The sequence below is a fragment of the Streptomyces sp. NBC_01283 genome (assembly GCF_041435335.1).
GTDB lineage: Bacteria > Actinomycetota > Actinomycetes > Streptomycetales > Streptomycetaceae > Streptomyces.
Map to the genome: position 1 here is coordinate 6,072,114 of NZ_CP108430.1, position 13,337 is coordinate 6,085,450.

10 protein-coding genes are annotated in these 13,337 nt (G+C 71.7%); 7 read left to right on the forward strand and 3 right to left on the reverse strand.

What is annotated here, in order from left to right; translation table 11 throughout:
* Positions 1–156: 156 nt before the first annotated feature.
* The 3 genes from OG302_RS27555 to OG302_RS27565 all read left to right on the forward strand — a co-directional run bounded on the left by OG302_RS27555 (position 157) and on the right by OG302_RS27565 (position 4,830).
* Positions 157–1,026 carry a helix-hairpin-helix domain-containing protein gene (locus OG302_RS27555; RefSeq protein WP_371529217.1) on the forward strand — a complete coding sequence of 290 codons (870 nt, stop codon included), beginning with the start codon at positions 157–159 and terminating at the stop codon, positions 1,024–1,026.
* Positions 1,023–3,680 carry a ComEC/Rec2 family competence protein gene (locus tag OG302_RS27560; protein ID WP_371529218.1) on the forward strand — a complete coding sequence of 886 codons (2,658 nt, stop codon included), beginning with the start codon at positions 1,023–1,025 and terminating at the stop codon, positions 3,678–3,680. Before OG302_RS27555 ends, OG302_RS27560 begins: the two co-directional genes overlap by 4 nt.
* A 223-nt stretch (positions 3,681–3,903) precedes the next feature.
* Positions 3,904–4,830 carry a YceI family protein gene (locus OG302_RS27565; protein WP_371750249.1) on the forward strand — a complete coding sequence of 309 codons (927 nt, stop codon included), beginning with the start codon at positions 3,904–3,906 and terminating at the stop codon, positions 4,828–4,830.
* A 30-nt stretch (positions 4,831–4,860) separates the two neighbouring features.
* On the opposite strand, the gene OG302_RS27570 is transcribed toward OG302_RS27565, so the two are convergent.
* Positions 4,861–5,106: a hypothetical protein gene (locus tag OG302_RS27570; RefSeq protein ID WP_371529219.1), complete on the reverse strand. Its 246-nt coding sequence runs from the start codon at positions 5,104–5,106 to the stop codon at positions 4,861–4,863.
* 173 nt (positions 5,107–5,279) lie between these two features.
* Between OG302_RS27570 and holA the strand changes: the two genes are divergently transcribed.
* Positions 5,280–6,266, forward strand: a complete 987-nt coding sequence (gene holA / locus OG302_RS27575) for a DNA polymerase III subunit delta (protein ID WP_371529220.1) — start codon at positions 5,280–5,282, stop codon at positions 6,264–6,266.
* Between the two features lie 377 nt (positions 6,267–6,643).
* Here holA and ccsB read toward each other — a convergent pair whose 3' ends face one another.
* Positions 6,644–7,732 carry a c-type cytochrome biogenesis protein CcsB gene (gene ccsB, locus OG302_RS27580; protein ID WP_371529221.1) on the reverse strand — a complete coding sequence of 363 codons (1,089 nt, stop codon included), beginning with the start codon at positions 7,730–7,732 and terminating at the stop codon, positions 6,644–6,646.
* A gap of 525 nt (positions 7,733–8,257) precedes the next feature.
* Here ccsB and OG302_RS27585 point away from each other — a divergent pair.
* The 3 genes from OG302_RS27585 to OG302_RS27595 all read left to right on the forward strand — a co-directional run bounded on the left by OG302_RS27585 (position 8,258) and on the right by OG302_RS27595 (position 11,894).
* Positions 8,258–9,556: a PLP-dependent aminotransferase family protein gene (locus OG302_RS27585; RefSeq protein WP_371529222.1), complete on the forward strand. Its 1,299-nt coding sequence runs from the start codon at positions 8,258–8,260 to the stop codon at positions 9,554–9,556.
* A gap of 158 nt (positions 9,557–9,714) precedes the next feature.
* A complete protein-coding gene (gene hppD, locus OG302_RS27590) occupies positions 9,715–10,821 on the forward strand; it encodes a 4-hydroxyphenylpyruvate dioxygenase (RefSeq protein WP_371529223.1) in 1,107 nt (368 codons plus the stop codon).
* Complete coding sequence (locus tag OG302_RS27595) at positions 10,818–11,894, forward strand: alpha-hydroxy acid oxidase (protein ID WP_371529224.1); 1,077 nt, start codon at positions 10,818–10,820, stop codon at positions 11,892–11,894. Before hppD ends, OG302_RS27595 begins: the two co-directional genes overlap by 4 nt.
* A gap of 91 nt (positions 11,895–11,985) precedes the next feature.
* Here OG302_RS27595 and OG302_RS27600 read toward each other — a convergent pair whose 3' ends face one another.
* Positions 11,986–13,317: a hypothetical protein gene (locus OG302_RS27600; RefSeq protein ID WP_371529225.1), complete on the reverse strand. Its 1,332-nt coding sequence runs from the start codon at positions 13,315–13,317 to the stop codon at positions 11,986–11,988.
* Between the last annotated feature and the right edge of the window lie 20 nt (positions 13,318–13,337).

A 13,337-nucleotide genomic window follows, 5' to 3' on the forward strand; every position in this document is an offset into this window, starting at 1 on the left:
GAGCCGGAGTCGCAGGTGGTGCGGCAGCCTCGGTCTGTGTCGGGGTCTGGGGCTGGGACGGTGCCGCAGGAAGGGCGGCAGGGCGTGCGGGGGCGTCCGGTGGTGGGGCGCGGGCGGGGGGTGTTGGAGCCGGGGAGTGCGGGGGTGGCCCGGGGGATGTCGCGGCAGGCGGAGGCTGCGGCGGTGCGGGGGCTGTCGGAGTCTCCGGAGGGCGCGCCGCGTGATGGTCGGACTCAGGCTCCTGAGGAGTCGCGGGCCCAGTCGTTGGGCGGGGGTGCGTTGGTGGCGCCCCTGCGAGGGCGGGTGGGGCCGGCTTTGCGGGAGCGGTTGCCGGTGTGGCTGCAGCTGCGGTGCGGGCTCGAGCGGCGGAGTCTCGTCGCGCTCCTCGTGGTCCTTGCCGTCGCGGCGGTGTTCGCCGCCCAGCACTTCTGGGCAGGGAGGGCGCAGCCGGTGCGGGCGCCGGACGTGGTCGGGGCGGCGCCCGATCGGGGCGGGGAGCCGTCTCCGTCGCCGGGAGCCCCGCCTCCACCGGAGGGCAATGGTGGCCGGCCGGTGGCCGGTGCGGGCGGCGCTGAGATCGTCGTGGACATCAGCGGCAAGGTCCGCAGCCCCGGAATTCTGCGGATGCCCGCCGGATCCAGGGTCGCCGACGCGCTGAAGGCCGCGGGGGGCGTACGCCGCGGCGCTGACACGGACGGTCTCAACCGTGCCCGCCTGCTCATCGACGGCGAACAGGTGGTGGTGGGCGCTCCGGTGACGGAACCGGCGGCACCGGGAGCCCCGGCGGCACCTGGCGTGGGGGCGGCCGAGGGGGCGACAGGAGCGGGCCCCGCCGCGCCGATCGGCCTCAGCACGGCTACCGCCGAGCAACTCGACGAACTGCCGGGCGTCGGACCCGTGCTGGCCCAGCACATCATCGACTACCGCACGGAGCACGGCGGTTTCCGCTCGGTGGATGAACTGCGCGAGGTCAATGGAATCGGCGACAAACGCTATGCCGACCTGCAGAATCTCGTGCGGCCATGAGGGCGCGGAGTCGGGCGGCCGTCGGGCAAGGAGCCCCAACGGCCCCGGGAAACCCCGCCGTGCGCCCTCGCCCGGAGGGCCCGCTGGACCTGCGTCTCGTGCCGCCCGCCCTCGCGGCGTGGGGGACCGCGGCCGTGGCGCTGGATGCTCCGCCCCGGTGGGTGATCGCAGGTGTACTGGTCTGCGTGGCGGTGGCCGGCGCCCTGTTGGTGACATGGACGGTGCGGGGGAGACCGGGGAATACCGAGGTGTCGCCGGAGCGTGGAGGGCGGCGGGAGGCACCGGAGCCGGGTGGCGGCGTAAGGCGGCTGCAGCCCTGGAGGCGGGTCTCGGCGGCGGCCGTACTCCTCTGTGCCGCGGCGGGCGCTACCTCCGCGGCGCTGCACGGGGCCGACCTGCACCGGGGCCCAGTCCCTGCCCTGGCGCGTCAGTACGCCGAAGCAGAGGTCGAGTTGGAGGTCACGTCCGATCCCCGACTGACGCGGCCCCGCGTCTCGGGGGCTCATGCCGTTCCGCCCTCCGTCATGTTGGACGCGGAGATCGTCCGGGTCAGGGCGGCGGACGGAAGTACCTCCGTGACCCGCACCCCGGTCCTGGTCTTCGCCGAGAGCGGGGGTGGGGAGAGGAGCGGCGGGGGCGGGAGCTCCGCCGGTCACTGGTCCAGAGCCCGCTGGCTCGCGCTTCTGCCGTCGACCAGGCTTCGCGTGCAGGCGAGCCTCGCGCCTCCCCTGCCGCGGGGCGACCGCGTCGCGGCGGTGCTGCGGGTATCCGGAGAGCCGGCGCCCCGGGTGGTGGAGGGGCCGACAGGGCCGCAGCGCCTGGCGGGGCGGTTGCGGGGCGGACTGCGTGAGGCCACGGAGAGTTCGCCGCCCGACGCCCGGGAGTTGCTGCCCGGGCTGGTGGTCGGGGACACCTCGCGCGTGCGGCCCGAGTTGGAAGAGGCCTTCAAAGCGACCGACCTGACGCACCTCCTCGCGGTGAGCGGCGCCAATCTCACGATCGTCCTCGCCCTGCTCATCGGGCCGCCGGGCCTTGCGCAGCGTGCCGAACGACAGGGCATCGCGCCGCGGCTGGGGATTCCGCTGCGGGCGACGGCGTTGATCGGCGGGGCCCTCACCCTCGGCTTCGTCATCGTGTGCCGACCGGACCCGAGCGTGCTGCGGGCGGCGGCCTGCGGGGCGATCGCGCTGCTGGCCATCGGCACCGGGCGGCGCCGGTCGCTGATCCCGGCGCTGGCCGCGGCCGTACTGCTGCTTGTTCTGTACGACCCGTGGCTGGCCCGTAGCCCAGGCTTCCTGCTCTCCGTGCTCGCCACCGGAGCCCTGCTCACCCTCGCCCCGAGGTGGAGTGCCGCCCTGCGAAGACGCCGGGTTCCGCCGCGTCTGGCCGAGGCGTTGGCCGCCGCGGCTGCCGCACAGGCGGTGTGTGCGCCGGTCGTCGTCGTCCTTGCGGCACGGGTCAGCCTGGTGGCGGTGCCGTGCAACCTCCTCGCGGAGGTGGCCGTCGCGCCCGCCACGGTTCTCGGCTTCGCCACGCTTGCGACCGCGCCGTGGGCGATGCCGGTCGCCAAGGCGCTGGCATGGTGCGCGAGTTGGCCGACCGGATGGATCGCGGACATCGCCCGCACGGGCGCGGCCCAGCCCGGCAGTGGGGTCGACTGGCCCGGCGGTTGGCGCGGGGGTCTGCTGCTGGCCCTCGCCACGGTCGGCGTGGTGCTGGTCGGCCGCAGGCTTCTCAGACACCCCTGGCTCAGCGCGGCCTGCGCCCTGCTGCTCCTTCTCGCGGTCGTGCAGCCCCCGCCCCTCACCCGGGTGATCGCGGGCTGGCCTCCGCCGGGGTGGCGGTTCGCGATGTGTGACGTGGGCCAGGGGGACGCCACGGTGCTCGCTGCCGGTGAGGGGGCGGGAGTGGTCGTCGACGCGGGGCCCGACCCGGTGCTCGTGGACCGCTGTCTGAGCTCGCTCGGCGTGACCCGCGTACCGCTCGTGCTGCTAACCCACTTCCATGCCGATCACGTGGCGGGCCTGCCGGGCGTACTGCGGGGGCGTTCCGTCGGGGCGATCGAGACGACGGGGTACCAAGAGCCTTCCGGGCAGGCGCGCTTCGTACGGGAACAGGCGGCAGCCCACGGGATCCCGGTGAGCCGTGCCGTGGCGGGGGAGCGGCGCCGTGCGGATGCCGGAGGTCTCGACTGGCAGGTGCTCTGGCCCACGGCGGACGGCTCGGGCCTGCTGCCGACCCCCGATGGTCCGAACGACGCCAGCGTGACCCTGCTCGTCCGGGCCATGGGGGTGACCCTGCTCCTGCTCGGCGATCTTGAACCACCCGCTCAACGGGCCCTGGCGCGCACCCCGGCCGGGGCGGCTCTGCCACCCGTGGACGTACTCAAGGTCGCCCACCACGGCTCGGCGTATCAGGACCCCGGCCTACTGCGCCGGGCCTCACCTCGGCTCGCTCTCATCAGCTGTGGTCGGGACAACTCATATGGACACCCGGCACCCCGCACGGTCGCGGCGCTGCGGGCCGGGGGCGCGGAGGTCCTTCGGACGGATACGGACGGCTCGATCGCGGTAGTGGTCCCGCCGGACGAATCGGCGACCAGACCACCGAGCGGGGCGGCTCCGGCTTTGCAGGTAGCCACGCGACCGCCGTAGGTGGCCGGGGGCCCGGCGGGCCTCGAACCGGTTCGTCCGTGCCCCCCCCGAAGCCCCGCAGGTATCAAAACGCCACCCAGGGTGACCAATTCGGGTAGTCACGACAGTTCAAGTGCTAACGCAGGATTTCAGTGAAGTGGGTTCGTGTTGCATCGAATGCCGCAACGGTGATCGAATGCCTCTTCGGGACAGGAGTTGTCAAGGTGCGCGGGGGTTGTCGCAGATGTTCGGCCGTTGGCTGGGAGACCGTACGAAGCGAGGCGGTGGGGCCGGGCGGATCGGAGTCGGTCAAGCGGTAAGGGCAGGGCGGGGCGGAGGGCCCATGTCCGCCGTGGCGGTTCCGCCGAGTGCGGGAGTGCTCAGCTGCCGGGTGCTCGACCCGGTCAATGAGCCCGTGCGGCACGCGGAGTTCGCGGTCAGTGATGCCATGGGGCGCAAGGTCGTCGGTGGGGGACTGGATCCGTACGGTTCGTTCGTCGCGACCGTTCCGGCCGGTGATTACCGCCTGGCGGTCTCGGCGGAAGGGTTCACTCCGTACCGGGCGAACGCCACGGTCGGGGAGAGCGCGCACGCCTCGCTCGGTGACGTCATGCTCCAGATAGCCCCGCCCCCGGCGCTGCCCGAGCCCGGTGACTGGGAGCTCGATCCGCTGCACTCCTCGGTCGCCTTCACCGCGCGGCACATCGGTCTTGCGCGTATTCACGGCCGGTTCAACAGTTTCGCGGGCGCCATACGGCTCGGGGAGCGCATGGAGGAGTCCGCGATGCACGTCGTCATCGACGCCGCCTCCATCGACACCGCCGTGAAGATGCGCGACGACCATCTGCGGTCCGGGGATTTCCTCGACGTGGAGCGCTTCCCGACGATGGAGTTCTACAGCGACCGCTTTGTGCACAAGGGCGGCAGTCGCTGGGCGATCTCGGGTGGTCTGACGCTGCACGGGGTGACGCGCACGGTGACGCTGGAGACGGAGTATCTCGGGGTGGGCCACGGCCTGGAGGGGGAGACCCGGGTGGCCTGCCGCGCCTCCACCGAGCTGCATCGCGACGACTTCACGATCAACTGGCAGACGATGCTCGCCCGCGGCATCGCGGCGGTCGGGCCCAGCATCTCGATCGACCTCGACATCCAGGTCCTCCCCAAGGGTTGATTCCGGCCCCCCGACTGGTCGAGCCGCCGATTAGGGAGCTTCTAGCCAGCCCTCGTGCTCCGCCGCGAGTTCGTCGAGTGCCGCCCGGTCCAGGCGCCGGTCGGGGTCCTCGACCACGACCAGCCACTGGGCGTCCTCGGCGTCGTCCTCGCCGGCCAGGGCGTCACGCACGAGCTGGGGCTGCTCGCGCACGCCGAAACGGTCGGGGAGTTCTTCGGCCACTTCCTCCGCGGCATCGCGGTCGGGCAGCACCAGGACATGTCGTACGTCGGTCACCCGGCCATTCTCCGATACGGGGCGGGCCGCCCGGGAACCGGCTGCGGTGGACGGGCCGTGAGTGGAAGGGGCGTGGGTGGAAGGGGCGCGGGTGTAGGGGGCGCGGTGCTCGGGTCGCACCGGGCGGGCTGTACGGGGTCGGCTGTCAGTGGCGCGTGGGATGCTTGACCGCGATGGCCAGGAAGACAGATACCGCCGACCCGCTCGCCCCCCTCACGCTCGCCGTGGGCCAGGAGGACCTCCTCCTCGACCGCGCCGTGCAGCAGGTGGTGGCCGCCGCACGCGCCGCGGACGCCGACACGGACGTGCGCGACCTCACCTCCGACCAGTTGCAGCCCGGCACACTCGCCGAGCTGACCAGTCCCTCGCTCTTCGCCGAGCGCAAGGTCGTGGTCGTACGCAACGCGCAGGATCTGTCGGCCGACACGATCAAGGACGTGAAGGGGTATCTCGCGTCGCCGGCCGAGGAGATCACCCTCGTCCTGCTCCACGCGGGCGGTGCCAAGGGCAAGGGGCTGCTCGACGCCGCCCGCAAGGCGGGGGCCCGTGAGGTCGCCTGCCCCAAGATGACCAAGGCCGCGGACCGGCTCTCGTTCGTGCGGAGCGAGTTCCGTGCCCTGGGCCGTTCGGCCACGCCCGAGGCGTGCCAGGCCCTCGTCGACTCGATCGGCAGCGATCTGCGGGAGCTGGCGTCGGCGGTGTCCCAGCTGGTGGCGGACGTCGAGGGCACGATCGACGAGGCCGTCGTCGGCCGCTATTACACGGGCCGCGCCGAGGCCTCCAGCTTCACCGTGGCCGACCGCGCGGTGGAGGGACGGGCCGCCGAAGCGCTTGAGGCGTTGCGCTGGTCCCTGTCGACCGGTGTCGCTCCCGTCCTGCTGACCAGTGCCCTCGCGCAGGCCGTCCGGGCGATCGGCAAGCTCTCCTCCGCACGAGGCGGGCGGCCCGCCGACCTCGCCCGCGAGCTGGGCATGCCGCCCTGGAAGATCGACCGGGTCCGGCAGCAGATGCGGGGATGGACGCCGGACGGCGTGGCCGCCGCGCTCACCGCTGTCGCGGCGGCCGACGCCGGGGTCAAGGGAGGCGGGGACGACCCGGAGTACGCCTTGGAGAAGGCCGTGGTCGCCGTCGCCCGCGCGGCAAGGGCCCGCCGAGGCTGACCTGAGCAGGGGCTCGAACCGGCGTCTGGGCTGACCGCCTGGGCTGACCGCCTGGGCTGGCCGCCCGGGCTGGATGTCTGTGCCGGGGATGGCTGCCGCGGGATGGGCGGCGCGGGATTCCCGTGCCGGACGCGAGTGCTGGCCGCCTGCGCGGGACGCGTCGGCCGCCGGTGCCGGAGCCTGTGTCAGACGCCTGCGCTGGGGCACCCGCGCCGGAGTCCGTGCCGGACGCCCAGGCCAGAGCACCCGCCCCGGCCGCCTGCGCTGGTCGCGTCGGCGGCCCGGCTGCCCGCGCCGGACGCCCCCGCAGGAGCGCCGGCACCGAAGAAAACCTCTGCCGCTACCCCCCCCTGGGGAGGGCGTCGCCCAGACTCAGCTCAGACGCCCGAGTAAGAGTGTTTGCCGCCGAAGAGGAAGTTCACTCCGTAGTAGTTGAACAGGTAGCAGCTGAAGGCGATCAGGGCGAGGTAGGCGGCCTTGCGGCCCTTCCAGCCCGCCGTCGCGCGGGCGTGGAGGTAGCAGGCGTAGGCGACCCAGGTGATGAAGGACCAGACCTCCTTGGGGTCCCAGCCCCAGTAGCGGCCCCACGCGTCGCCCGCCCAGATCGCGCCCGCGACGATCGCGAACGTCCACAGCGGGAAGACCGCGGCGTTCACGCGGTAGGCGAACCGGTCGAGGCTGACCGCGGCGGGCAGCCGCTCCATGACGGAGGTCGCGAAGCGGCCGGGACGGCCGCCCCCGGCGAGCTTGCTCTCGTACGAGTCGCGGAAGAGGAAGACGAGGTTGGACACCGCGCCGAGGTAGAGGACCGCGCCGCAGAAGATCGCGGTGGAGACGTGGATCCACAGCCAGTAGGAGTGCAGGGCCGGGACCAGGGGGGCGCTGTCGGTGTAGAGCCAGGTGACCGCGATGCCCAGGTCGAGCAGGACGGTCGTGACCAGCGGCAGACCGATCCACCGCACGTCCTTCTTCGCCAGGAGCAGGGCGAGGTAGACGCCGACGGCCACGGTGGAGAACGTGATGCTGAACTCGTACATGTTGCCCCACGGCGCCCGCTGCACCGAGAGGGCGCGGCTGAGCACGCCGCCGGCCTCGGTGAGGAAGGCGAGCACGGTGAGGGACACGGCGATCCGTCCGTAGAGGTCGCCCTGCTCGTCGCCGCCGTGCGCGCCGGGCCCGTCCTCGACGTCGCGCGCGTCGGTCGTGGAGCGCCCGATCACCTTCGGCCGGTCCAGTACGGCCGTACCACCGCTCGCCTGTGCCTGGCCCGCCCCCGCGGTCTCCCGCCCGGCCACCGCCCCGCCGTCGGCGACGAGCGCGGCGGCCGTGCGGCCGACCTTGCTGCGGCTGCCGAAAATCCATTCGGTGATATGGGCGAGGAAGGCCAACGTGTAGACAGCCATTGACGAATAGATCAGCACATTGCTGATGTGCGCCAAGTTCTCGTTGGCGGCGGCCAGATTCACTTCTCTGCCCCTTTGAAGGATTCAGACTGCGAGCCGGGCGCGGTCCACGCCCGGGAAGCAGCCTAGCCGCCGCGCCCTTCCTGACGGCATCCGGGGCCCGTGGCCGCAAAGGGCAATGCCACCCCGCCTCGGGCCAGTTGGCCCGCCACGGCGACGTGGACTCAACACGATGCGGGGTGTAGGGGGCTAGGGGACTAGGGGCTAGGGAGCTTGTGGGCTTGGGGTGGAACTCATGGGTGGGGATCATGCCTTCGGGTGTCCGGGGAGCCGAAGCCGTTGGTTAGGACGGAGGTTGACGGCCACTCAGGCATCATGATTGAATCGATCAAGTTGTATTCCGTACCCATTGATTTCTGCCTGATTCTGCGGATCTCCTCTTGATTTCCGTGTGATTCAAGCCACTTCAGGGGTGCCATTCACAGGGAACCCTCAAAGCGGGGGCCGGGGTTCCGTGTTCGCGTGGTGAGAAGCAGGGGGCCTCCGTTCTGTCTCGGAGGGGATTCGGCCGCGTACGGCCGTCACTTTATGCACGCAGAACTGATCCTGGCGGATCTGCACACGTCTCTCGACTCTCCGGTCATCGAATCGATGAACTTCCTCAACGAGATCGCGCAGCGTTTCCCCGAGGCACTCTCGATGGCCGCGGGGCGGCCCTACGAAGGATTCTTCGACACCGCGGACATGCACCGTCATCTGCGCGTCTTCGAGGAGCATCTCCTTTCGGAGAACGGCGGGGACGTGCCCCGGACGCGCCGCACCCTCCTGCAGTACGGCAGGACCAAGGGGATCATTCACGGCCTCATCGCCAAGAATCTCTCCGTCGACGAGAACATCGACGTCGACCCGGAGAGCGTGGTCGTCACGGTCGGCTGCCAGGAGGCGCTCTTCCTCACGCTGCGCGCGCTGCGCCGCGGCGAGGAGGACGTGCTGCTGGCTCCGATGCCCTGTTATGTGGGGGCGACGGGGGCGGCCGAACTGGCGGATATGCGGGTACTTCCCGTCAAGGAGAGCGTCGACGGCATCGACCTGGACGATCTCGTCCGGGTCGCCGAGGAGGCCAAGGCGGCCGGATTGCGGCCGCGTGCCTGTTATGTCGTGGCCGATTTCGCCAATCCCTCCGGCGCCAGTCTCAGCCGTGACACCAGGGAAGCCTTGCTCCGGCTGGCAGCCGAGCACGACTTCCTCATCCTGGAGGACAACCCCTACGGGATATTTCAGGCCACCGGCATCGAGCCGCTCCCCACGCTCAAGTCCCTCGACCGGGACAGACGGGTCGTCTATCTCGGTTCCTTCGCCAAGACGGGCCTCCCGGGTGCGCGGATCGGATTCGTGGTCGCCGACCAGCAGGTGGCGACGGTGGACGGCCGGTCCGAACTCTTCGCCGACCAGCTGGCGAAGATCAAGAGCATGCTCACGGTAAACACGTCACCGGTGGCCCAGGCGGTGATCGGCGGGAAACTCCTGGAGAACGACCACAGCCTGCGCGCGGCGAACGTACGGGAAACGGAGCTGTACCAGGGGAACCTCCGGCATCTGCTCAAGGAACTCGAGCGGAACTTCCCGGCGGGGAGCCGTCCCGAGGTGACCTGGAATACACCGGCCGGCGGGTTCTTCGTCGTCGTCACGGTTCCTTTCCCGGTCGACGACGAACTCCTTGAGCATTCCGCGCGCCGGCACCGGGTCCTGTGGACTCCCATGCATCACTTCTATGGCGACGGTCGACCACGCCGGCAGATCCGTCTGTCCTTCAGCTATCTGTCCCCGGAGGACATCACGGTCGGCGTCGGCCGTCTCGCGGAGTTCATTCGCGAGCAGGCCGGCTGACGTCTGACACCGGGAAATCCCCGTTCGCTTTTCCTGCCCCGTACCACTTGCCTTACTTTTCCCGGAATCCGTCGAGGCCGTCGCATCCGCCGGTCGGATTCCCCTGCCCGAAAACTTGCCGGAAAACTGCCGTTCGGCATGCATGAAGAAAGAAGACCATGAGACCTTTTGATGAACTCGGAATTGACCACGTCGGCTTCTCGGTGGGTGATATCGACGCCGCCACCGCATTCTTCACGGAGAGCTACGGCCTCGGCGTCTACGCGCGCTCCACGTCCCCGGCCGCCGAGACCCGCGCCGCCGAGACCCGCGCCGCCGTGGGCCGGCACGGCATCCGCTTCGTGCTGACCGACGCACAGGGCGCCGACCACGCGGCAGCGGCCTACGTGGAGCGTCATGGTGACGGCGTGTCAGACATCGCGCTGAGCACGCCGGACGCCACGGCCGCCTTCGAGGAAGCGGTGCGTCGTGGCGCCCGGCCGGTCGCCGCCCCGCAGGAGCGCGACGGCGTCGTCACCGCGTCCATATCCGCGTTCGGCGACGTGACCCACACGTTCGTGCAGCGCCCCGAGGGCACGCCCACCCACACGCTGCCCGGCCTGACGCCGGTGGACGGAACCCCCGACGCCGACGGGAGCCAGTCCGCGTCCACCGCCGCTGGACTGCACACGATCGACCACTTCGCCGTGTGCCTGGAGCCCGGCCAGCTGGTGCCCACAGTCGAGTTCTACGAGACCGTCCTCGACTTCGAGATGGTCTTCACCGAGCGCATCGTCGTCGGCGGCCAGGCCATGGACTCCAAGGTGGTCCAGAGCCGCTCCGGCGCCGTGACGCTCACCTTGATCGAGCCGGACACCTCCCGCGAGCCGGGCCAGATCGACAAGTTCGTCAAGGAGCACGGCGGCGCGGGCGTCCAGCACATCGCGTTCGCCACGGACGACATCGTGCGGGACGTGACCCTGCTCGGCGGCGCCGGTCTCGCCTTCCTCAAGACCCCGCCGACGTACTACGACCTCGTGCCGGAGCGCCTCAGCCTGCTGCGTCACTCGGTCGACCAGCTCCGCTCGCTCAACATCCTGGTCGACGAGGACCAGGACGGGCAGCTGCTGCAGATCTTCACGAAGTCGGTCCACCCGCGCGGCACCCTGTTCTTCGAGGTCATCGAGCGGCTCGGCGCGCGCACGTTCGGCAGCGGCAACATCAAGGCTCTCTACACGGCGGTCGAGATGGAGATGGAGCGGGCGCAGCAGGACGGCGGCCGGTGACTCCGCTCTGCATCGCCGATGTGGCACGCCTCGCGGCCGAACGACTCCCGCAGGGCGTACGGGACTTCGTCGACGGCGGCAGCGGTGACGAGTCCACCCAGGCCACCAACCGGACCGCGCTCGACGGGGTCCGGCTGCTGCCCAGGGTCCTGGGCGGCACGGCCGAGGCCGACACCTCCGCGAAGCTGCTCGCCACCGCGGCGGGGATGCCGCTGGCGGTGGCCCCGATGGCGTACCAGCGGCTGCTGCACCCGGACGGCGAACTCGCGGCGGCGCGTGCCGCCCGGGATGCCCAAGTTCCCTACATCATCAGTACGTTGAGCAGCTTCACGCTGGAGGAGATCGCCTCGGTCGGCGGCCCCGTCTGGTTCCAGCTGTACTGGGTGCACGACCGCGACGTGGTGCTCGACCTGGTCCGCAGGGCGGAGGAAGCGGGGTGCGAGGCCCTCGTCGTCACCGTCGACGTGCCTCACATGGGCCGCAGGCTGCGTGACGTGCGCAACGGCTTCTCGCTGCCGTCCGACGTGGTCGCGGCGAACCTCGGCCCGGCCCCGGTCTCCGCCGCGCACACGCGGCAGGCCGGAAGCTCGGCGGTGGCCACCCACACCGCCCTGGCGTTCGATCCGGCGATCGGCTGGGACGACCTGGCGTGGCTGCGGGAGCGGACGAAGCTTCCGCTGGTCCTCAAGGGGATCCTGGATCCGCGGGACGCCGAACGCGCCGTGGACCTCGGTGCCGACGGGGTGATCGTCTCCAACCACGGCGGCCGGCAGTTCGCGGCGGCCGTGCCGAGCGTCACCGCGCTGCCCGGGGTGCTTGAGGCGGTCGGCGGCCGGTGCTCGGTGCTGTTCGACAGCGGCGTACGCACCGGCATGGACGTCCTGCGTGCCGTGGCGCTCGGCGCCGACGGGGTGCTGTGCGGCAGGCCCGTGCTCTGGGGCCTTGCCGCCGACGGCGAGGCCGGGGTGCGGCTCGTGCTCGACCTGCTGCGCACCGAACTGCGCGAGGCGCTGCTGCTGTCCGGCTGCCCCGACCTCGCGGCGGCCCGCGAGCTGCGCACCGTTCACCTCTGATACGACCCGAGGGCCACGCCCGCCACGGCCTCCCGGCCCGGCGGACGTGGCCCTCGGCATCAGGCCCGAGCGGCCTCAGACTTCCGCACCCTCAAGCCGCAGCAAGCAGCGGAAAGAGCCCCATGTCCGCCGCGGCCTTGAGATAGTCCGCCCCCGCGGTGCCGCCCGTGCCCGGCACCCGCCCGATGATCTTCATCGTGACGCCCCAGTGCGTGCGCTTCATCCCGCGCCAGTTCGTGTCCAGACGCACCATGGCGTCCTGCAGCCGACGCGCGTCCCGCGTGGCCCAGCCCGCCGCCCGGTGCAGGAACTGCTCCTGCAGCGTGGCGTCGAGGGCGAAGAGCGGGCCCTTCTCCGGGCGGTGCGTCTCGCCCTCGCGCTTGGCGCTCACCGTCTCGACCAGTTGGTAGGGCCTCGACTGAATGGCGCTCGCGCCGTGCGTGTGGTCCCGGATCACGGCGAACGACTCCGGGGGCATCGTGGTCAGCACCCGGTAGAGCGGCCCGGTGGAGCCGGAGAGGCGGGCCGCCGCCGCCTCCAGGGCGGCTGCCGCGTCGGCCGGGCGGTCCGTGCGGACGGCTTCGACCGCCGTCGTCAGCGCACGGGCCGTCAGCGTGAACAGCCGCTCGAACAACTGGATGGAGCGAAGGAACATCTGCTCGTCGTGCAGCGTAGTGACCGGGAGCAGCGCTATCTCCACGGCCGTGAGCAGCGCGGGCGGCGCCTCGGCCCGGATGGCGGCCACCGCGTCCCGCGCGGCGTCCGCCGCGGGCTCGTCGTCGGGGCCGCCGAGCGCGCCGCGCAGCTTCTCCAGCGGCGCGGTGTCCGACAGGCCCCGCGGGGCGTAGTCGGCGAGCCGTGCCAGGGCCTGCCACACGGCCGTGGTCCGGGTGCGCTGACGGGGGTCCGTCCCCTCCGCCGCGAGCGCGTCCGTCTCCCGGGTCACGAGGTCGGCGAGCAGGGCCGCCATCAGCCGGTCGTCCGCCGCGTCGGCCGCCTCCGGTGTGCCGTCGGCCGTCCACTGGGCCACTCCCAGTACGTCGTTCCCGGCGTACGAGACGTAGTTCATGGGCCGGTCGGTGAAGGTCAGCGGCAGCCAGCGGTCGAACACCCAGGCGTCCGGGGACGACCAGGGGCGGGCGCGGCCCGAGCACTCGACGCCGAGCCCGGCCCCGCGCAGGGCGGCGACCAGCTCGGTGGACACGGCGAGCTTGCCCACCCGCCGGTAGTAGTCGACGACCTCGCGGTACGGGAAGCCGCGGAAGTCGGTGCGGCCGGGCCCGAGGGCCCGGTGCGACCAGGCGGTCACCGCGTCGTGGGCCTGCCGCAGCGCCCGGTTGTGATCGCGAACGGTGCCGCGGCCGAGGGCCGTCCCGCCGACGCCGGTCTTCTCCTGTTCGAGGTGCTCAGCGGATCCCCCCACCGAAGCCTTCTCGGTCATAT